The organism is Streptomyces sp. NPDC032721 (assembly GCF_055579625.1).
On record NZ_JBVIMX010000008.1, the window covers coordinates 278559 to 297121 of the forward strand.

The 18563-nt window shown below is 71.9% G+C and carries 16 protein-coding genes and 2 pseudogenes; 7 read left to right on the forward strand and 11 right to left on the reverse strand.

From position 1 onward, the window contains the following. Window positions 1-4: 4 nt before the first annotated feature. Entirely contained in the window at window positions 5-526 is a 522-nt protein-coding gene (locus tag ACZ5PB_RS19065; protein ID WP_468692538.1) for an NUDIX hydrolase, read from the forward strand. Between the two features lie 76 nt (window positions 527-602). On the opposite strand, the pseudogene ACZ5PB_RS19070 reads toward ACZ5PB_RS19065, so the two are convergent. The 4 genes and pseudogenes from ACZ5PB_RS19070 to ACZ5PB_RS19085 form a co-directional block, all read right to left on the reverse strand. Beyond that, window positions 603-1037, reverse strand: a pseudogene (locus ACZ5PB_RS19070) (PTS-dependent dihydroxyacetone kinase phosphotransferase subunit DhaM); the annotation flags it as partial. Then, the gene (gene dhaL / locus ACZ5PB_RS19075) at window positions 1034-1654 is read right to left on the reverse strand and encodes a dihydroxyacetone kinase subunit DhaL (RefSeq protein ID WP_468692694.1); all 621 of its coding nucleotides are present in this window, start codon (window positions 1652-1654) and stop codon (window positions 1034-1036) included. The pseudogene ACZ5PB_RS19070 and the gene dhaL, both read right to left, overlap by 4 nt. A gap of 43 nt (window positions 1655-1697) precedes the next feature. Then, window positions 1698-2690, reverse strand: a complete 993-nt coding sequence (dhaK, locus tag ACZ5PB_RS19080; protein WP_468692540.1) for a dihydroxyacetone kinase subunit DhaK — start codon at window positions 2688-2690, stop codon at window positions 1698-1700. 125 nt (window positions 2691-2815) lie between these two features. Then, a complete protein-coding gene (locus tag ACZ5PB_RS19085) occupies window positions 2816-3280 on the reverse strand; it encodes a MarR family transcriptional regulator (RefSeq protein ID WP_468692541.1) in 465 nt (154 codons plus the stop codon). Between the two features lie 79 nt (window positions 3281-3359). Between ACZ5PB_RS19085 and ACZ5PB_RS19090 the strand changes: the two genes are divergently transcribed. Beyond that, complete coding sequence (locus tag ACZ5PB_RS19090; RefSeq protein WP_468692542.1) at window positions 3360-3878, forward strand: hypothetical protein; 519 nt, start codon at window positions 3360-3362, stop codon at window positions 3876-3878. A 49-nt stretch (window positions 3879-3927) separates the two neighbouring features. On the opposite strand, the gene meaB is transcribed toward ACZ5PB_RS19090, so the two are convergent. The 5 genes from meaB to ACZ5PB_RS19115 form a co-directional block, all read right to left on the reverse strand. Further along, complete coding sequence (gene meaB / locus ACZ5PB_RS19095; RefSeq protein ID WP_468692544.1) at window positions 3928-4914, reverse strand: methylmalonyl Co-A mutase-associated GTPase MeaB; 987 nt, start codon at window positions 4912-4914, stop codon at window positions 3928-3930. A gap of 7 nt (window positions 4915-4921) precedes the next feature. Further along, the gene (gene scpA, locus ACZ5PB_RS19100; RefSeq protein ID WP_468692546.1) at window positions 4922-7153 is read right to left on the reverse strand and encodes a methylmalonyl-CoA mutase; all 2232 of its coding nucleotides are present in this window, start codon (window positions 7151-7153) and stop codon (window positions 4922-4924) included. Window positions 7154-7164: 11 nt separating this feature from the next. Next, a complete protein-coding gene (gene mutA, locus ACZ5PB_RS19105) occupies window positions 7165-9063 on the reverse strand; it encodes a methylmalonyl-CoA mutase small subunit (protein WP_468692548.1) in 1899 nt (632 codons plus the stop codon). Window positions 9064-9230: 167 nt separating this feature from the next. Continuing rightward, complete coding sequence (locus ACZ5PB_RS19110) at window positions 9231-9659, reverse strand: VOC family protein (protein ID WP_468692549.1); 429 nt, start codon at window positions 9657-9659, stop codon at window positions 9231-9233. A gap of 147 nt (window positions 9660-9806) precedes the next feature. After that, window positions 9807-10481 carry a maleylpyruvate isomerase family mycothiol-dependent enzyme gene (locus tag ACZ5PB_RS19115; protein WP_468692550.1) on the reverse strand — a complete coding sequence of 225 codons (675 nt, stop codon included), beginning with the start codon at window positions 10479-10481 and terminating at the stop codon, window positions 9807-9809. A gap of 71 nt (window positions 10482-10552) precedes the next feature. On the opposite strand from ACZ5PB_RS19115, the pseudogene ACZ5PB_RS19120 reads away from it, so the two are divergent. Next, window positions 10553-11452 (forward strand): annotated as a pseudogene (locus tag ACZ5PB_RS19120) (LysR family transcriptional regulator); the annotation flags it as partial. Here ACZ5PB_RS19120 and ACZ5PB_RS19125 read toward each other — a convergent pair. Together ACZ5PB_RS19125 and ACZ5PB_RS19130 are read right to left on the reverse strand one after the other, a co-directional pair. Further along, window positions 11444-12577, reverse strand: a complete 1134-nt coding sequence (locus tag ACZ5PB_RS19125; protein WP_468692552.1) for an enoyl-CoA hydratase/isomerase family protein — start codon at window positions 12575-12577, stop codon at window positions 11444-11446. The pseudogene ACZ5PB_RS19120 and the gene ACZ5PB_RS19125 sit on opposite strands and share 9 nt — an antisense overlap. A 1-nt stretch (window position 12578) precedes the next feature. After that, a complete protein-coding gene (locus tag ACZ5PB_RS19130) occupies window positions 12579-12977 on the reverse strand; it encodes a hypothetical protein (RefSeq protein WP_468692554.1) in 399 nt (132 codons plus the stop codon). A 395-nt stretch (window positions 12978-13372) separates the two neighbouring features. On the opposite strand from ACZ5PB_RS19130, the gene ACZ5PB_RS19135 reads away from it, so the two are divergent. The 4 genes from ACZ5PB_RS19135 to ACZ5PB_RS19150 all read left to right on the forward strand — a co-directional run bounded on the left by ACZ5PB_RS19135 (window position 13373) and on the right by ACZ5PB_RS19150 (window position 18435). Next, on the forward strand, window positions 13373-14407 hold the full coding sequence (locus ACZ5PB_RS19135) for a glycoside hydrolase family 5 protein (protein WP_468692555.1): 1035 nt from the start codon (window positions 13373-13375) through the stop codon (window positions 14405-14407). A gap of 280 nt (window positions 14408-14687) precedes the next feature. Beyond that, window positions 14688-16037, forward strand: a complete 1350-nt coding sequence (locus tag ACZ5PB_RS19140) for a discoidin domain-containing protein (RefSeq protein ID WP_468692557.1) — start codon at window positions 14688-14690, stop codon at window positions 16035-16037. Next, window positions 16037-17449 (forward strand): MFS transporter, encoded by a 1413-nt coding sequence (locus tag ACZ5PB_RS19145; protein ID WP_468692559.1) that lies wholly within the window; start codon window positions 16037-16039, stop codon window positions 17447-17449. The genes ACZ5PB_RS19140 and ACZ5PB_RS19145 overlap by 1 nt, the downstream gene beginning before the upstream one ends. Continuing rightward, window positions 17446-18435 carry a TolB-like translocation protein gene (locus ACZ5PB_RS19150; protein WP_468692561.1) on the forward strand — a complete coding sequence of 330 codons (990 nt, stop codon included), beginning with the start codon at window positions 17446-17448 and terminating at the stop codon, window positions 18433-18435. Before ACZ5PB_RS19145 ends, ACZ5PB_RS19150 begins: the two co-directional genes overlap by 4 nt. Window positions 18436-18563: the final 128 nt, after the last annotated feature.

Here is an 18563-nt window from a genome sequence, read left to right on the forward strand (position 1 = left end):
AGTCATGGCTACTCCCGACTTCATCAAGAACCTCCGCTCCACCGCAGGTCACCAGCTGCTCTACCTCCCCGGCGTGACCGCCGTCGTCTTCGACGACGAGGGCCGGGTGCTGCTCGGCCGCCGTTCCGACAACGGCGAGTGGTCGGTCGTCGGTGGCATCCCTGAGCCCGGGGAGCAGCCCGCCAGGGCGGCGGTGCGCGAGGTGTTCGAGGAGACGGCCGTGGAGGTCGAGGTCGAGCGGGTCGTCCTGGTGCAGACGCTGCGGCCGGTGCAGTACGACAACGGCGACATCTGCCAGTTCATGGACGTCACGGTGGCCTGCCGGGCGATCGGCGGCGAGGCCCGGGTGAACGACGAGGAGTCCCTGGAGGTCGGCTGGTTCCCGGTGGACGCGCTGCCCGAGATGCGGGAGTTCGCCACGTTCCGGATCAAGCAGGCCCTCGCCAACGAGCCGACCTGGTTCGCCCCCGCCGAGGACGAGGCGCAGGGCGTGGCGGGCGTGGGAGTCACGCCGGCGGGCCACTGACGGTACGGCACCCCGGGCGGGCCTCGGGGGCGGTGCGCACCGCCCCCGAGGGGCGGTCCCATACCCTCCAGCAGGGGTACGCCCCCACAGCCACAGCCTCGACGGCGTCCAGCGGACCGCCCGCCGACGCGGTGACGACGGCGGCGACCGCGCCCTCCACGAAGGGGGCGTCCAACAGGCGGGTGCCGGAGGGCAGTTCGCTCTCCTCGCCGTCCTCCGCGGCTTCCGCCGCCTCGGCCAGCAGGGCCTTCACCGTCAGTACGGCGCTGCCGAGGTCGGCCAGTACGGCCACGCCCGCGCCCCGGTCCACGGAGCGGGCGGCCCGCACGATCAGCTCGGAACTGGTCCCCAGCCCGCCGTCCGCGTCACCGCCCGCCGCCGCGACGGGTGCGGTCGGACCGCCGCCCGCCAGTCCCCGGGCGAGCCCGGCGACGGCGTCGGCCACCGCCGCGCTGTGCGACACCAGGACGATCCCGACGAGCTTCTCCTCCGAGAGGCCGACCGCGTTCATGCCGCCACCTCCGCGAGCGTACGGAGCAGGAGGGCGGCGGACGTGGCCCCCGGGTCCTGGTGGCCGATGCTGCGCTCCCCGAGGTAACTCGCCCGCCCCTTGCGCGCCTGGAGCGGCACCGTGGCGAGAGCTCCCTGCCCGGCGGCATCGCGCGCGGCCCCGAAAGCGGCGGCCGCACCGTCCCCGGCCGCCTCCTCCAGCGCGTCCACGGCGGGCAGCAGCGCGTCCAGCATGGTCTTGTCCCCGGCGGCGGCCCCGCCCAGCTTCGCCACGGCGTCCACGCCCGCCCGCAGCGCCTGCGCGACCTCCGCCACCGTCACCTCGGGCCCGTCGCCCAGCGCCTTGCCCGTACGCCGCAGCAGCGTCCCGTACAGCGGCCCCGAGGCGCCGCCCACGGTCGAGATCAACTGCCGCCCCGCCAGGGCCAGTACACCGCCGGGAGTGCCGGGCGGCTCCTTCTCCAGCGCGGTGGCGACGGCCTGGAAGCCGCGCCGCAGATTGCTCCCGTGGTCGGCGTCACCGATGGCGGAGTCCAGCTCCGTCAACCGGTCGGCCTCGGCCTCCACGGCGGCGGCCGTCCCGCTCATCCACCGCTGAAAGAACGCGGAATCCAGCACCAATTCCCTCTCCGTACCCTCGTGTTGCCGAACACTCGCCACCTCAGCGCCCCCAGCGCAACGCGGCGGTCTGTACCGGCGCGTCCCACCACCGCAGCAGCTCCTCGTCGACCTGACACAGCGTCACCGAGCAGCCCGCCATGTCGAGGGACGTGACGTAGTTGCCGACGAGCGTACGGGCCACCGCCACGCCGCGCTCGGCAAGCACCCGCTGTACCTCGGCATTGAACCCGTACAGCTCCAGCAGGGGAGTGGCCCCCATCCCGTTCACCAGCGCCAGTACGGGGCCGGTCGGCCGCAGGTCCTCCAGTACGACGTCCACGGCGTAGTCCGCGATCTCCCGCGAGGTCATCATGGCCCGCCGCTCCCGCCCCGGCTCGCCATGAATGCCGACGCCCAACTCCAGCTCGCCCGAAGGAAGTTCGAAGGTCGGGCTGCCCTTCGCGGGCGTGGAGCACGCGCTCAGTGCCACGCCGAAGCTGCGCGCCGACCCGTTCACCTGCCGCGCCACCTCGGCCACCCGCTCCAGCGGGGCACCCTCCTCGGCGGCGGCCCCGGCGATCTTCTCCACGAACAGCGTCGCCCCGGTGCCGCGCCGGCCCGCCGTGTACAGGCTGTCGGTCACGGCGACGTCATCGTTGACCAGTACCTTTTCGACCCGGATGCCCTCCTCCTCGGCGAGCTCGGCCGCCATGTCGAAGTTGAGTACGTCCCCGGTGTAGTTCTTCACCACGAACAGCACGCCCTGCCCGGAGTCGACGGCCGCCGCGGCCCGCACCATCTGATCGGGCACCGGCGAGGTGAACACCTCCCCCGGACACGCGGCCGACAGCATCCCCGGCCCCACGAACCCCGCATGCAACGGCTCGTGCCCACTGCCGCCGCCCGAAACGATGCCCACCTTCCCGGCGACGGGCGCGTCCCGCCGCACCACGACCCGGCTCTCCACGTCGACGGTCAGCTCGGGATGCGCGGCGGCCATCCCGCGCAGTGCATCGGCGACGACGGTCTCGGGGACGTTGATGAGCATCCTCATGGGTGCGAACCTCCGGCAGGGATCAGCAGGTGGATTTCCGGGTGCCTGGACTTCGGGTGCCTGGACTTCGGGGCGCTGGTGAACGCCCCAAGTATCGCCCCGGGCCGCCTGGGTGAGCATCCCCGTCAGCCCTCCGCGAGCCCGCGTGTCTGCTCGTTGAGCACGTCGACGGTGCGTCGTACGTAGTCGGCGATGACGGCCAGTTCCTCCGGGCTGTAGCGGGCCATGACCGGGGCCATCGCCCGGGACAGGTCCTGGAGGGCGGCCACGGAGCCCGGTTCCCGGGGGAGCGCCTCGACCAGGGTGCGCCGGCGGTCGGCGGGGTCCGGAGAGCGGCGGACGTGCCCGCCCCGTTCGAGGCGGTCGATCAGACCGGTGGCGGCGCCCGAGGTGACACCGATCCGCTTGGCCAGCGCCCCGGCGGTGAGCGGGCCCTCCCGGCCGATCAGGCTCAGCGCGCGCTGATCGGCGGCGCTCAGCCCCAGCCGCCGCCCGACGGCCTCGTGGTAGAGCACGACCGCGGTGCTCAACTCGGCACCGAGACGGTTCCCTTCGGCGGTGGTGTGGTCGGCATCGGGCTTGTCGGGCACGGGGTGCGCTCCATGACTCAGGGTTTTCTCAGGGGTCCGAACTACTTCAGCCAGATAAGTATCTTACTAAGCTAAGAGAATGAATCCATCGCTCAACACCCTTCTCGCCACGCCCCGTTGGGCCGTGCGCTTCCACCTCCGTCACCTCCTCCCGGTCACCGCCCTGGGTCTCGTCCCTGCCGTCGAGCGCTTCGCCTCCCGGCTCGTCGACGAACTGCCCCGGCTGCCGCTGGAGGCACTCACCCTGGCCTTCCGGATCGCGCTGGTGCTGTACGTCGTCCACTGGGCGATCCGCAGGGACCCGGAGGTCTCCTGGAAGCGCGCCGACGGCCTCGCCGGGCGCGCCTCCGTCACGTACCTCCTGGGGCAGGCGCTGCTGCTGGCACTGGCCGTGTTCGTCTTCGACTTCGTGCCGGAGCAGCTGATCGCCCCGGCGGTCGGGGAGGAGGGCAGGCCCCTGTACTTCGCCTGGCTGCTGGCGGTCAAGAACCTCACCGTGATCCCCTTCACCCTGATCTGGATGGCGGGCGTCGTACGGCACTACGGCTTGCGGCCCACGCCCGCCGTACATCGCCACAGCTCCACGCCGTCGAAGTAGCCGGCGCTCGACCTGGGCGGGGGTGACCTGGGTGAGCTCCCCGGCTCCTCTACGACTCCTCGAACGCTCCCAGGATGCGTTCCGCAGCCATCGTCGCCGTCAACTCGCCGTCCCGCAGGGACTGTTCGATGTCCGGGGTGATCCGGCGCACCGCCGGATGCGCGTGCAGGCGGCCCAGGAGTTCGTCGCGGACCATCGCCCACGCCCAGTCCACCTGCTGCCCCGCCCGCTTGGCGGCCAGACGGCCCGAGGAGTCGAGGAGCGTGCGGTGCTGTTCCAGGCGGTCCCATACGGTGTCCAGGCCTGCGGATTCGCGGGCGCTGCAACTGAGTACCGGGGGAGTCCAGTTGGCGTCTGCGGGGTGCATCAGGCGCAGGGCGCCCGTGAGTTCGCGGGCCGCCGAGCGGGCGTCTCGTTCGTGCGGGCCGTCCGCCTTGTTGACCGCGACGACGTCCGCCAGTTCCAGGACGCCCTTCTTGATGCCCTGGAGCTGGTCGCCGGTGCGGGCGAGGGTGAGGAGCAGGAACGAGTCGACCATCTGGGCGACCGCCGTCTCCGACTGGCCGACACCGACCGTCTCCACCAGTACGACGTCGTAACCGGCCGCCTCCACGACCACCATCGCCTCGCGCGTCGCCCGCGCCACCCCGCCCAGCGTGCCCGCCGAGGGGGAGGGGCGCACGAAGGCCGCCGGGTCGACGGACAGGCGCTCCATCCGGGTCTTGTCACCCAGGATGGAGCCGCCCGTCCGGCTCGACGACGGGTCGACGGCGAGCACCGCGACCCGGTGCCCGAGCCCCGTCAGCATCGTGCCGAACGCGTCGATGAACGTCGACTTTCCGACTCCCGGCACCCCGCTGATACCGATCCTGCGGGCCGCACCCGCGTGCGGCAGCAGTTCGGAGAGCAGTCGCTGGGCCAGCTGCCGGTGGTCCGGGCGGGACGACTCGACGAGCGTGATCGCCCGGGCCACGAAGGCCCGCTTGCCGTCGAGTACGCCCTTGACGTACGCATCGAGGTCGATCTTCGGCGGCATCTCGGGGTCAGTCCTCGCTCGTCGTCAGCTCGTGTCCCAGGTCGGCGGCGAGCCGCGTCACCAGGTCGTACGCCGCGTCCGGGATCACCGTGCCGGGCGGGAAGACCGCGGTGGCGCCCGCCTCGTGCAGGGCGGGGATGTCCTGCGGCGGGATCACCCCGCCGACGACGATCATCACGTCCTCGCGGCCCTCCGCCGCCAGTTCCTCCCGCAGCGCCGGGACCAGGGTGAGGTGCCCGGCCGCCAGGGAGGAGACGCCGACGATGTGCACGTCCGCCTCGACGGCCTGCCGCGCCACCTCCGCCGGGGTCTGGAACAGCGGGCCGACGTCCACGTCGAAGCCCAGGTCGGCGAAGGCGGTGGCGATCACCTTCTGGCCCCGGTCGTGCCCGTCCTGACCCATCTTGGCGACCAGGATGCGCGGACGGCGGCCCTCCGCCTCCTCGAAGGCGTCGACCAGCGCGCGGGTGCGCTCCACGGAAGGGGACTCTCCTGCCTCGTTGCGGTACACACCGGCGATCGTACGGATCTGGCCCGCGTGCCGCCCGTACACCTTCTCCAGCGCGTCCGAGATCTCACCGACGGTCGCCTTGGCGCGGGCGGCGTTCACGGCCAGCGCCAGGAGATTGTCGTCGAGGCCCTGCGAGGAGCCCCGCTCGGCCGACTCGGTGAGCGCCCGCAGCGCGTCCTGGCAGGCCGTCTCGTCGCGCTCCGCGCGCAGCCGCTTCAGCTTGGCGATCTGCTGCGCGCGCACCGACGAGTTGTCGACCTTGAGGACGTCGATCTCCTCGTCGGTCTCCACCCGGTACTTGTTGACGCCGATGACCGGCTGACGGCCGGAGTCGATCCGCGCCTGGGTGCGGGCCGCGGCCTCCTCGATACGGAGCTTGGGGATGCCCGCGTCGATCGCCTTCGCCATGCCGCCGGCCGCCTCCACCTCCTCGATGTGCTGCCAGGCACGCCGGGCCAGGTCGTGCGTCAGCTTCTCGACGTACGCACTGCCGCCCCACGGGTCGATGACCCGGCCGGTGCCCGACTCCTGCTGGAGCAGCAGCTGGGTGTTGCGGGCGATGCGCGCCGAGAAGTCGGTGGGCAGCGCGAGGGCCTCGTCGAGGGCGTTGGTGTGCAGCGACTGCGTGTGGCCCTGGGTCGCCGCCATCGCCTCGATGCAGGTGCGCGGCACGTTGTTGAACACGTCCTGCGCGGTCAGCGACCAGCCCGAGGTCTGCGAATGGGTGCGCAGCGAAAGGGACTTGGGGTTCTTCGGGTCGAACTGCTTGACCAGCTTCGCCCACAGCAGCCGGGCCGCCCGCAGCTTGGCGACCTCCATGAAGAAGTTCATGCCGATCGCCCAGAAGAAGGACAGGCGCGGCGCGAACGCGTCCACGTCCAGGCCGACTTCGAGCCCGGCCCGCAGATACTCGACCCCGTCAGCGAGGGTGTACGCCAGCTCCAGATCGGCCGTAGCACCGGCCTCCTGGATGTGATACCCGGAGATCGAGATGGAGTTGTAGCGCGGCATCTTCTGCGAGGTGTACGCGAAGATGTCGGAGATGATCCGCATCGAGGGCTTCGGCGGATAGATGTAGGTGTTGCGGACCATGAACTCCTTCAGAATGTCGTTCTGAATGGTCCCGGCCAGCTTCTCCGGCGGTACGCCCTGCTCCTCCGCCGCCACGATGTACAGGGCGAGCACCGGAAGCACCGCACCGTTCATCGTCATCGACACCGACATCCGGTCCAGCGGAATGCCGTCGAAGAGCTGCCGCATGTCGTAGATCGAGTCGATCGCCACGCCCGCCATGCCGACGTCGCCGGTGACGCGCGGGTGGTCACTGTCGTAACCCCGGTGCGTCGGCAGGTCGAAGGCGACCGACAGGCCCTTCTGACCGGCCGCGAGGTTGCGCCGGTAGAAGGCGTTGGACTCCTCGGCCGTCGAGAAGCCCGCGTACTGGCGGATCGTCCACGGCTGGTTGACGTACATCGTCGGGTACGGGCCACGAAGGTACGGGGCGACGCCCGGGTACGTGCCGAGGAAGTCCAGGCCCTCGGTGTCCCTGCCGGTGTACAGCGGCTTGACCGGGATGCCCTCGGGGGTGTCCCAGACCAGGTCCTCGACGCTGCGGCCGGTCGACTCCTTGACGGACTCCTGCCACTGCTCCTCGGAGCCGCCGGCCGCCGTCGTACCCAGCTCGATCTGCGAGAAGTCGGGAATCCCGGCGGCGCCTGCGGATTTCATGGGGCTGCCCATCACTTCACTTCCATACGGTCGAGGACGGAGGTGAGAGTCGCCACCGCGTCCGAGCCCGCGAAGACGAACTCGTCCACGCCGGCACTCCGGTACGTCTCTTCGGCTTCCCCGGGACGGCCCGCCAGGAACACCGTCCGCGCGCCCGCCTCCTTGAGCGCCGAGGCGACGGCCGCCGCCTGCTCGGCGTAGAGCGCGTCGCTGGAACAGACACAGGCGACCGGGGCGCCGCTCGCGGTGAACGCGGCGGCCACGGTGTCCGCGTCCACCGTCACCGGGTCGTGCAGCGGGGCGATGCCGCCCGCCTGGAACAGGTTCGCGGCGAAGGTGACCCGCCCGGTGTGCGCGGAGGCCGGGCCGAGCGCCGCCAGGAACACCGAGGGCCGTGCGCCGGTCGCGGCCAGGTGCGCGTCCGAGCGGGCGCGCAGCGCCTCGTACGCCTCGTCGCGGCGCACCCGGGGCAGTCCCCCCGAAGGCCGCAGCGGCGCCGGGTCGCGGTCGACGGCACGCTCGGCGAGCTGCGGGAACTCGCTGACACCGGTGATGGGTTCGCGCCGCTTGGCGAGCGCCTTGCTCCGGCGCTCCCAGGTCGCGGCGATCCGCTCGCCGACGAGTCCCGACCGCAGCGCCTCGGCCTGCCCGCCCGCCTTCTCGATCTCCTGGAACCACTCCCAGGCCGCCGCCGCCAGCTCGTCCGTCAGCTGCTCCACGTACCAGGAGCCGCCCGCCGGGTCGACCACCCGGGACAGGTGGGACTCCTCGACGAGGATGGTGGAGGTGTTACGGGCGATACGCCGCGCGAAGGCGTCGGGAAGGCCGATCGCCTGGTCGAACGGGAGCACCGTCACCGCGTCCGCACCGCCCACCCCGGCCGCCATGCAGGCGATCGTGGTACGCAGCATGTTCACCCACGGGTCGCGGCGCGTCATCATCACCGACGACGTCACCGCGTGCTGCCGCTGCGCACCGGAGCCCGGGGCCCCGCAGGCCTCGGCGACCCGCGCCCACAGCCGGCGCGCCGCGCGCAGCTTGGCGATGGTGAGGAACTGGTCGGCGGTGGCCGCGTACCGGAACTCGACCTGGCCCAGGGCCGCGTCGAGGTCCAGACCGGCATCCGTGAGGGTGCGGAGGTACGCGACACCGGTCGCCAGCGAACAGCCGAGCTCCTGCGCGGCCGAGCCGCCCGCCTCGTGGTACGGCAGTGCGTCCACCACCAGGGCGCGCAGGCCCGGGTACTGACGGGCGGTCAGCCTGGCGAGCTCGGCGGCCGACGCGTCGAGCGCCGGGTCGTGGGAGCCGGTCCGGGCGGCGTGTCCCAGCGGGTCGGCGCCCAGGTTGCCCCGGGCGTCCTCGGCAGCCACGCCCCGGGCCTCGTACAGCCGGAGCAACTCCCGGGCCGCGGCGTCGGCATCGGCGCCCGCGTCCAGCGCCACGGCGGCCAGGTCGAGATAGACCCCGGCCAGTGCCTGCTCCAGGCCGGACACGGGAAGTCCCGTGCCGCCGACCGCGAGCCACAGCGAGGACACCCCGTTCTCCAGGTCGGCCAGTACGGCTTCGTTGGCGAGCGCGGGATCGGGCCGCTCGTGCCGCTGCCGTACGTCCCAGCCGCCGCCCGCCGTCGCCCCCGCGGGGGAGGAACCCCGGGTGAACGGGGCGAAACCGGGCAGCCCGGGACCGTCCGGGGAAGCACCGGTGTGGCCGGCCGTGTTGTCGGATGTGTACAGCGGGCGCGTCGTCAGCCCGTCGTCGAGGGAGGTGGAGAGGGCGTCTTCGGCCGCAGCTCCCGTGACGTTTTTACCCGATTTGCGCAGCACGCCTTCCACCAGGCGCTGCCACTGCTCATGGGTCGCATCAGGGAACTCGGCGGCCAGGGAGAGCCCGTCGTCAGGCAGGACCGTCATGCTCAGATGCTAGGCCAGTCCGCCAAAGGTGCAGCAGGGGTAATCGCTGTGACCTTAACCTCTCCTGACCTGCCTTGATCCCTCCACCCGGATGCCCTACCGGCGCGTAACCCCGTGGCCGGTCCCGGGGATGCGGACAGCGGTGGAAATGTCGGAAGGAACTGCCCTCAGGCGAGCCGGAGTTCGCTGGGCGGCTGCTCCTCGTCGCGGCCGATCGGGGTGGCCACGAGGGAGAACGGGTGACCGGCCGGGTCGGAGTAGCGGCGGATGTCGCGGGTGCCCACGGAGTTGTTCTGGGTCTCCAGCGGGCGCGCCCCCAGGCTGATCACCTCGCGTTCGGCCTCGTCCATGTCGGCCTGCGCGACCAGGATCCGCAGGTGTGCCTGCTGGGAGTCGTCGGGGCGCGGCCAGCTCGGCGGCGCGTAGCCGTGGTCGCGGCGGATCGCGAGGTGCACCCCGTCGTGCCCGACGATCTCGACGAAATCCATGTCCTCGCCCCGGCGTGTCTCCGCGTCGAAGAGCCTGGCGTAGAAGTCCGCGAGCTCCTCCGCCTCCGCGCAGTCCAGCACCAGCACGCTCCGCTTCTCCACCGCCATGTCCCTGCCCCGCCTCCGCTGCCGTCCCGTGCGCGCCGTCCGGCCGTCCGGAGGGCGCCTGCGCTGTGCGGGTACCCGCTGGAGGCGGAGACACGCCGGTCCGGGGGCGGTGTCCTGCCCCGTGCCGGTCACGGCGGGGTGAGCCGATCACGTCAGGGTGAACCGGGCACTCGCCTCGCCGCGCAGCCGCCCCGGCGGCACTTTCCGCCCGAACAGCAGCACCACGAGGTCCTGCGCGGCCCCGGTCACCGGGCTCCCCGTGCCGTACGACCAGTCCAGATCGTCCGCCTGGAGCCGTACGCCGTCCAGGTCGGCCCCGAAGAACCTGGTGCCCCGGGGGCTCGCCGTGCCGAGCACGATGCGCAGCCGGTCCTCGGGCACCCGGCGCTCCAGCCCCAGCGGGATCGCGATGTCCAGGCCGTGCACCACGTCGTGGCCGAGGGCCGCGGCGAAGCCGCCGACGGGCGGGGTCCAGGGGTGGTGCGCGTTCTCGCGCAGGGCCGCCGTCATCTCGTGCGTGGACAGGAGTGCCGCCTCGCGGCGGGCGACCCGGTCGGTCATCCGGTGCAGGCTGCCCCGTGCCCGCACCAGCTCCTTGAGGACCTTGGGCAGCGGGTGGCGGAACCCGAAGGAGAGATGGGCGGCCACCTCCCGTACCCGCCAGCCCGCGCACAGGGTCGCATCGTCCCAGCGCTCGGCGGGCAGCGCGTCCAGCAGGTCCGCCAGGTCGCGCCGCTCGGCCGCGACGGCCGCCCTGATCTGCGTATCGGTGCTCCTGCCGGAGCTCTTGCCCGTAGCCGTCGTGCTCTTCGCATTCCCCATGCCCTCAAGGGTGTTGGCGGTCGCGCCATAAGTCCAAGAGCCAGTTCTTCTCGCGCTTAGCATGATCGGTTATGGAACTCCGGCAGCTTCAGTACTTCGTCACGGTCGTGGAGGAAGCCAACTTCACCCGCGCCGCGGCCCGGCTCCATCTGGCCCAGCCCGGTGTGAGCGCCCAGATCCGCCGGCTCGAACGGGAACTCGGCCAGCGCCTGCTGGACCGCACCGGCCGTACGGTGACCACCACCGAGGCGGGTGAGGCCGTGCTGCCCTACGCCAGGGCGGCGCTCGCCGCCGCCGACGCGGTCCGGCACACCGCCGACGAGTTCACCGGACTGCTGCGCGGCCGGGTCAGGTTCGGCCTGGTCTCCGGGGCCCCGCAGAACGAGTTCGACGTGGCGTCCGTGCTGGCGGACTTCCACGACGCCCACCCCGAGGTGGAGATCTCCCTCACCGAGGACAGCTCCGAGCGGATGCTCGCGGCGCTGCGCCGCGGCGAACTGGACGTCGCCCTGGTCGGCCTGGCGGAGGACGCCCCGCCCGGGGTCTCCGTACAGGTGGTGGTCGACGAACCGATGACGGCGGTGGTCCAGGAGGGGCATCCGCTGGCGGCGGGGGCAGGCGACGCTCCGCCTCGGACCTCCGTGGTCCTGGCCGAGCTGCGCGAGCTGCCGCTGATCAGCCTGCCGCGCGGCACCGGGATGCGGGGCGTGCTCGAACGCTGCTGCGCCGAGGCCGGTTTCCGCCCGCGGGTCGCCTTCGAGGCGGCGGCTCCGCTGGTCCTGGTGCAGCTGGCCGCGCGCGGTCTCGGGGTGGCGGTGCTGCCGGAGATCCCGGACGGCATGCTCCGGGCGTACGGCCTGCGCGCCCTGGAGATCACCGAACCCCGGGCGCGCGGCCGGATCGGCCTGGTCTGGCCGACGGCGGGACCCGCGGGCCCCGCCGCCCGGGCCTTCATCGGCCTGCTACGGGAGACGTCCCTGCTCGCCGTCGGCGGAGGCGAGGCCCTCGGAGGAGAGGCCCTCGCAGGGGAGGCCGTCGAAGGAGAGGTCCCCCTCTTCGCGGGGGTCGAAGAAACCGGCCACGGACCCGGCGGACACCGCACCGAGCGTCTCCGTTGACCAGCGCGGATCGCGGTCCTTGTCGATGATCTGCGCGCGTACGCCCTCCACCAGGTCGGGGCCGCGCAGCGCCGCGCAGGACACCCGGTACTCCTGCGTCAACACCTGCTCCAGGGAGCCGAGTTCACGCGCCCGCCGCACCGCTTCCAGGGTCACCTTCACCGAGGTGGGCGACTTGGCGAGGAGCGTCTCGGCGGCCTCCTTCGCGGCCTGGAGCCCGGTGGCGGAGAGCCGGTCCACGATCTCCTCCGCCGTCCCCGCCGAGAAGCAGGCGTCGATCCACGCGCGGGCGCCCGCCAGTCCGCCTTCACCGCGCGGGGGCTCGGTGGCGTAACGCCGTACGGCCTCCCCGGCGGGCAGCGAGGCCAGGTCGGCGCTCAGCGCGGGCAGGTGCTCCGACGGTACGAAGCGGTCGGCGAGCCCGCACAGCAGGGCGTCGGCGGCGCCCAGGGCCGTGCCGGTCAGCGCCAGATAGGTGCCCAGCTCGCCGGGGGCCCGGGCGAGGAGGTACGTACCGCCGACATCCGGCACGAAGCCGATGCCGGTCTCCGGCATGGCGACCCGGGAGCGCTCGGTGACGATGCGGACGCTGCCGTGCGCGCTCACGCCGACGCCGCCGCCCATCACGATGCCGTCCATCAGGGCGACGTACGGCTTCGGGAAGCGGGCGATGCGCGCGTTCAGCCGGTACTCGTCCCACCAGAACGCCTCGGTGGCCCGCCCGTCGCCGTCGCGGGCGTCGTCGTGGATGGCCCGGATGTCACCGCCCGCGCACAGACCGCGCCCGCCCGCGCCGGAGATGACGACGGTGTCGATCGCGGGGTCGCGCTCCCAGGCGGCCAGGGTGGCGTCGAGGGTGCGGACCATGGGGTGGGTGAGGGAGTTGAGGGCGCGGGGCCGGTTGAGGACGAGGTGTCCGGCGCGGCCCTCGGTCCGTACGAGGACGGGTGCCGGGTCGGTTTCGTGGTGGGGAGGCATATCAGCCCTTCGGGTGCGCGGTGGCGGATGGCAGGAGCGGTTCGCGTACGGCTTCCCAGCACCGGGGGCCGGCGGCGGAGAGGAGTCCGCCGCGGTCGTCGGACGGCCGGTAGGGGTCCCACGGGAGGGAGCGGTGGAGGAGGAAGTCGAGTGCGCCCTCGGCGAGTCGGGGATCGTCGATGCCCGGGCACTTGGCGCCGGGACCGAGGTGCGCGAAACGCGGCCGGGACGCGTCGACGTGGGCGCGTGCGGCGGGCGAGAGGAACTTGGTGAGGGCGGCGCCGCGCAGGGTGGCGGGATCGGCGGACGCCGGGTCGCGGCGGAGCCGGACGCCGCCGTTCCGCCAGGCCCCGGAGCCCGCTTCCTCGCGGAGGATGCCGGTGACCTTGTCGATCCACATGATCGCCAGAGTAGGTGCCGACGACTGAACCGGGCCCGCGAGGGTGCGCGACGACCGTCGAGGGCGGGTGCGCGGGCGACTGAACGGGGCGGGTGGGTGGGCGCGCGGCGCCGGGTCGGGGTGTGTGGCGTGACCGGCTAGGGCTGTGTGTTGCGGTCGGGTGGGGGCGCGGTGGTGGTGGGCCTTCGTGTCTCGCCCGCGCCAGGTTGTGGGGCTTTGCCTGGGGGAGCGTTGGTGGTCGTCTTTTGTTGGCCCGGAGTATTCCGGGATCAGGTGGATCTCCGTGGGTTCCGGTTAATCGTTAGGAAGGTTTCCCAACACTCTTGACGCCGCTAGTGCGGGGTCCTAGCTTTCACGCCAGGAACGCACGCCCCACCCCACATCTGGAGCCCGTGATGCATCGATCACGCCGTCCTGTCATGTCCATGGCTGCCGCTTCCCTCGCGGCCGTTCTCCTCTCCCTCTCCGCCGGCACCTCCGCGTCCGCCGCCGGGTCCCAGGCATCCCCCGCAGGGGCGAAGGCGGCCAACGGCCCCCTGAAGGTCTGTGGCACCCAGCTCTGCGACGGCACGGGGCAGCCCGTCCAGCTCAACGGGATGAGCACCCACGGAACCCAGTGGTTCCCGAAGTGCGTGACCAACAAGTCGGTCGACGCACTCGCCACCGACTGGCGCGCGGACGTCCTGCGCGTCTCCACGTACGTCCAGGACGGGGGGTACGAGGACGACCCCGCCAAGTTCACCGCCCGCGCGCAGAAGTTCGTCGACATGGCTCTCGCCCGCGGCATGTACGCGATCATCGACTGGCACATGCTGGAGCCGGGCGACCCGCACTTCAACCTGGCGCGCGCCAAGACCTTCTTCACCGCCATGGCGAAGAAGTACAAGGACCACCCCGGCGTGCTCTACGAAATAGCCAACGAGCCGTCCGGCGTCAGCTGGTCCAGCATCAAGTCGTACTCGGAGAAGATCATCCCGGTCATCCGCGCGCAGGACCCCGACTCGGTGGTCCTGGTCGGGACCCGCGCCTGGTCGTCCTTCGGGGTCTCCGAGGGGTCGGACGAGTCCGAGGTGGTGAAGAACCCGGTACGCGCCTCCAACATCATGTACACGTTCCACTTCTACGCCGCCTCGCACGACCAGGAGTACCTGGACACCCTCGACCGGGCCTCCGACGAACTGCCCGTCTTCGTCACCGAGTTCGGCACCCAGGACTACAAGGGCGAGGGCGCCAACGACTTCGCCATGGCGCAGAAGTACCTCGACCTCATGAAGCGCAAGAAGATCTCCTGGGTCAACTGGAACTACTCCGACGACCACCGCTCCGGCGCCGTCTTCAAGAAGGGCGTCTGCGACTCCGACGACAAGTGGACCGGCACGTCGATCCTCAAGGAGGCGGGCGTCTGGATCCGGAACCGGATCCGCGAATGACCCGCACGGGGTGCGGAGGCACTGCCGGTGGACCTCGCTCCGTAGTGATCCCCTGAACCCCCCGATCCCCCGATCCACTGATCCACTGATCCACTGATCCCCCGATCCACTGATCCGCCTGACGGCGGCTTGGCGCGGTGCCCCTCTTCCGTGGGCATGACGCGCTCAGCGAGAGCTCTGACCCGGCCGCCGTCCCCATCCGCCCGCCCCCGCCCGTCCGGGGCGCGGCAGCTCCACCCAGGTCCAGCTCTCGCCATCCCCCATGCCAGGGAGTCCAGGTATGCGCCTGAACGTCTCAGCTCGTTCCGCCGAGTCCCCCCACAGACCCTCCACCCTCCTCCTCGCCTTCGCCGCCGTGCTCGCGCTCGTCGGCGGACTGCTGCTCGCCCTGCCCGAACGGGCCAAGGCCGCCGCCGACCCGGTCATCTCGAACGGGAAGCCCGCCACCGCCTCCTCCACCGAGACCTCCGCACTCGGCGCCCAGAACGCCTTCGACGGCGACCCCGCCACCCGCTGGGCCAGCGACGAGGGCGTGGACCCGCAGTGGGTCCGGGTCGACCTCGGAGCCACCGCCACCGTCTCCCGCGTCAAGCTGACCTGGGAGGACGCCTACGCCAAGGCGTACCGCGTCGAGATGTCGGCGGACGGGGTGACATGGACCCCGATCGCCCAGGAAACGGCCGGCAACGGCGGCACCGACGACCTGACCGGCCTCACCGGCAAGGGCAGGTACCTGCGCGTGTACGGCACCGCGCGCGGCACCTCGTACGGCTACTCGCTCTTCGAGGCCGAGGTGTACGGCGCCGTCGACGACGGACCGCCCCCCACCGGCGCCTTCACCGTGGTCGCGGCCGGTGACATCGCCGCCCAGTGCACCGCGTCCGACAGCAAGTGCGCCCACCCCAAGACGGCGAAGCTCGCCCAGCAGATCAACCCGAAGTTCTACCTGACCATGGGCGACAACCAGTACGACGACGCCCTGCTCTCCGACTTCAAGAAGTACTACGACAAGACCTGGGGCGCCTTCAAGAGCAAGACCCGCCCGGTCCCCGGCAACCACGAGACCTACGACCCGGCCGGCCCCCTCGCCGGATACAAGTCGTACTTCGGCTCCATCGCCTACCCGCAGGGCAAGAGCTACTACAGCTACAACGAGGGCAACTGGCACTTCATCGCCCTCGACTCCAACTCCTTCGACAAGGCCGAGCAGATCAACTGGCTCAAGGCCGACCTCGCGGCGAACAGCAAGAAGTGCATCGCCGCCTACTTCCACCACCCCCTCTACTCCTCCGGCGGACACGGCAACCAGCCCGTCTCCAAGCCGGTGTGGAAGCTCCTCTACGGCGCCAAGGCCGACCTCGTCCTCGGCGGCCACGACCACCACTACGAGCGGTTCGCCCCGCAGAACGCCGACGGCAAGGCGGTCTCCGACGGCATCGTCGAGATCGTCGGCGGCATGGGCGGCGCCGAGCCGTACGCCATCGAGGAGGTCCAGCCCAACAGCCAGAAGCGCATCAGCGGCCCCTACGGCGTACTGAAGATGGACTTCACGGACAACGGCTACAGCTGGACGTACGTCGACACCGACGGACAGGTGAAGGACACCAGCCCGAAGTACAGCTGCCACTGATGTACCTGGCCACCAACGGCCGCCCGGACACGTCGCCGCACCCCTCAAAGGTGCGGCGGCGCGTCCCCGGCACCGTCATCGCGCTCGGCGCGGTCAGCCTCGTCACGGACGTCTCCTCCGAGATGGTCACGGCGGTGCTGCCGCTCTACCTGGTCCTTGGCCTCGGCCTCTCCCCACTCCAATTCGGCTTCCTGGACGGCCTGTTCAACGGCGCGACCGCGCTCGTCAGACTGCTCGGCGGGCGGCTCGCCGACCGGGGAGGACGGCACAAGACGGTCGCGGGGGCCGGCTATCTGCTCTCCGCCCTCTCCCGGCTCGGCCTGCTGCTCGCAGGCGGCGCCGCCGGGGGAATCGCCGCCTCGCTCGCCGCCGACCGCCTCGGCAAGGGCATCCGCACCGCACCGCGCGACGCCATGATCTCCCTGAGTGGCCCGCCGGAAACCCTGGGCCGCTCCTTCGGCGTGCACCGCGCCATGGACACCACGGGCGCCCTCCTGGGCCCGCTCGTCGCGTTCGCGGTGCTGTGGGCGACGGCCGACGCCTACGACGCGGTATTCGTCGTGAGCTTCTCGGTCGGCCTGCTCGGGGTACTGCTGCTCGTCCTGTACGTCCCGAACGCGGCTGGGGCGGGGGGTGCTGGGCGGACCGCTGCCGGGCCGAAGGTCGCCGGGCCCAAGGCTGTCCGGCCGGACGCGGCTGGGGCGAAGGCTGCCGCCGGCCCGAACGCCGCCGGACCGGACGTCTCCCGGGCCCACGCCGCCCGGGCCTCCTCCCTCTCAACTCCCCCCAAGCACCGCCCCCTTCGCGACCCCGCCTTCCGGCGCATCCTCTACGCGGCTTCCCTTCTCGGGGCCGCCACCATCGGTGACGCCTTTCTCTATCTGCTGCTCCAGCGGTCCCTCGACCTCCCGCCCACGCTCTTCCCACTGCTGCCGCTCGGGGCCGCCGCCGGGTATCTGCTGCTCGCCGTTCCGGCGGGGCGGATCGCCGACCGGACCGGGCGCCGGGTGCCGTTCCTGTGCGGGCACGTCGCCCTGCTCGGTGCGTACGCCGTGCTGCTCGCCCCCGTCTCCTGGGCCACCCTCGTGGTCGTCCTGGCGCTGCTGGGGATCTTCTATGCCGCCACGGACGGTGTCCTGATGGCGCTCGCCGGACCCGTGCTGCCCGCGCACGGACGGGCGAGCGGGTTCGCGATTCTGCAGACCGGCCAGGCGCTGGCCCGGCTCGTCGGTGCCGCCGGGTTCGGGGCTGCCTGGACGTTCTGGGGGGACGGTCCCGCCCTGTGGGTGGCGGCCTGTGCGCTGGGTCTGGCGCTGGCCGCCGCCTGGCGCGTGCTGCCCGCCCGGCCCTCCACTCCCTCCTCGCCGTCCCCGACCCCGCCCTCGTCCGTTCCCGTCCCGGAGGCGTCATGACATCGCGACACCGGCAGCTCCGACTCGTCCTCGTCGTCGCGGCCGTACTCCTCCTCGGGGGCGGCTCCCTGGGCTACGTACTCCACGCACGGCAGCGCGACGCACCGACCCAGCAGGCCCCGGCGGACGCCTCGTTCACCCTCGCCGAACCCGGGCTCTACTTCCGCGACGCGGCCACCGGACGGGTGGCCAGGCAGCCCGGCCGCGAGGCGCCCCGGGTGAACGGCGGACCCTCCTGCGACCGGTTCTACGCGTCCGGCCAGCGCGCGCTGTGCCTGCGCAAACTGCCCGGGGTGCCCGCCCGCAGCCAGGCCCTCGTACTCGACCGGCAACTGCGCGAGGTGCGCCGGGTGATCGTGCCGGGAATCCCCAACCGGGCCCGGGTGTCCGCCTCCGGGCAGCTCCTGTCCTGGACGACGTTCGCGACCGGCGACTCGTACGCCACCTCGGCCTTCTCCACCCGTACGTCGATCCTGGACCTGCGCACCGGCAACCTGGTCAAGTCGATCGAGGGGATCCCGCTGACCATCGACGGGGCCCGCTACCACGCCCCCGACGTCAACTACTGGGGCGTGACCTTCGCCAAGGACGACAACCGCTTCTACGCCACCGTCTCGTCCAAGGGCAGCACCTACCTCGTCGAGGGCGACCTGCGGAAGTGGTCGGCCAAGGCGCTGCGCAAGAACGCCGAATGCCCCTCGCTGTCACCGGACAACACCCGCCTCGCCTTCAAGAAGAAGGTCTCCGACGACCCCAAGGCGCCCTGGCGGATGTACGTCCTGGACCTGGCGGACCTGCGCGAGCACCCGCTGGCCGAGAAGCGCAGCGTCGACGATCAGGCCGCTTGGCTGGACGACGCGACCATCGGCTACGCGCTGCCGGGGAGGGAAGGGCGCAAGAGCGACATCTGGTCGGCGCCCGCGGACGGCACCGGCACCCCCCGCCTCGCAGTTCCGGGCGGCTCCTCACCGGTCGCCGTGCGCTGACGCGGGAGCGACGCGGAAACGGGGCGGGGGGGGGGGGGGGGGGAATCCCCTTTTCCTCCCCCCCCCCCCCCTCCCCCCTCGTGCTCTCCCCTCCCTTCGTGTTTTCCTTTTTCCGTGTGTTTCCTCTT

Excerpts from the sequence above, each read along its gene's own strand:
- ACZ5PB_RS19065 (WP_468692538.1), top strand. The coding sequence starts at position 5 with ATGGCTACTCCCGACTTCATCAAGAACCTCCGCTCCACCGCAGGTCAC.
- dhaK (WP_468692540.1), bottom strand. The coding sequence starts at position 2,690 with ATGAGGATGCTCATCAACGTCCCCGAGACCGTCGTCGCCGATGCACTG.
- ACZ5PB_RS19090 (WP_468692542.1), top strand. The coding sequence starts at position 3,360 with ATGAATCCATCGCTCAACACCCTTCTCGCCACGCCCCGTTGGGCCGTG.
- meaB (WP_468692544.1), bottom strand. The coding sequence starts at position 4,914 with ATGCCGCCGAAGATCGACCTCGATGCGTACGTCAAGGGCGTACTCGAC.
- scpA (WP_468692546.1), bottom strand. The coding sequence starts at position 7,153 with ATGAAATCCGCAGGCGCCGCCGGGATTCCCGACTTCTCGCAGATCGAG.
- mutA (WP_468692548.1), bottom strand. The coding sequence starts at position 9,063 with ATGACGGTCCTGCCTGACGACGGGCTCTCCCTGGCCGCCGAGTTCCCT.
- ACZ5PB_RS19110 (WP_468692549.1), bottom strand. The coding sequence starts at position 9,659 with ATGGCGGTGGAGAAGCGGAGCGTGCTGGTGCTGGACTGCGCGGAGGCG.
- ACZ5PB_RS19115 (WP_468692550.1), bottom strand. The coding sequence starts at position 10,481 with ATGGGGAATGCGAAGAGCACGACGGCTACGGGCAAGAGCTCCGGCAGG.
- ACZ5PB_RS19125 (WP_468692552.1), bottom strand. The coding sequence starts at position 12,577 with ATGCCTCCCCACCACGAAACCGACCCGGCACCCGTCCTCGTACGGACC.
- ACZ5PB_RS19130 (WP_468692554.1), bottom strand. The coding sequence starts at position 12,977 with ATGTGGATCGACAAGGTCACCGGCATCCTCCGCGAGGAAGCGGGCTCC.
- ACZ5PB_RS19135 (WP_468692555.1), top strand. The coding sequence starts at position 13,373 with ATGCATCGATCACGCCGTCCTGTCATGTCCATGGCTGCCGCTTCCCTC.
- ACZ5PB_RS19140 (WP_468692557.1), top strand. The coding sequence starts at position 14,688 with ATGCGCCTGAACGTCTCAGCTCGTTCCGCCGAGTCCCCCCACAGACCC.
- ACZ5PB_RS19145 (WP_468692559.1), top strand. The coding sequence starts at position 16,037 with ATGTACCTGGCCACCAACGGCCGCCCGGACACGTCGCCGCACCCCTCA.
- ACZ5PB_RS19150 (WP_468692561.1), top strand. The coding sequence starts at position 17,446 with ATGACATCGCGACACCGGCAGCTCCGACTCGTCCTCGTCGTCGCGGCC.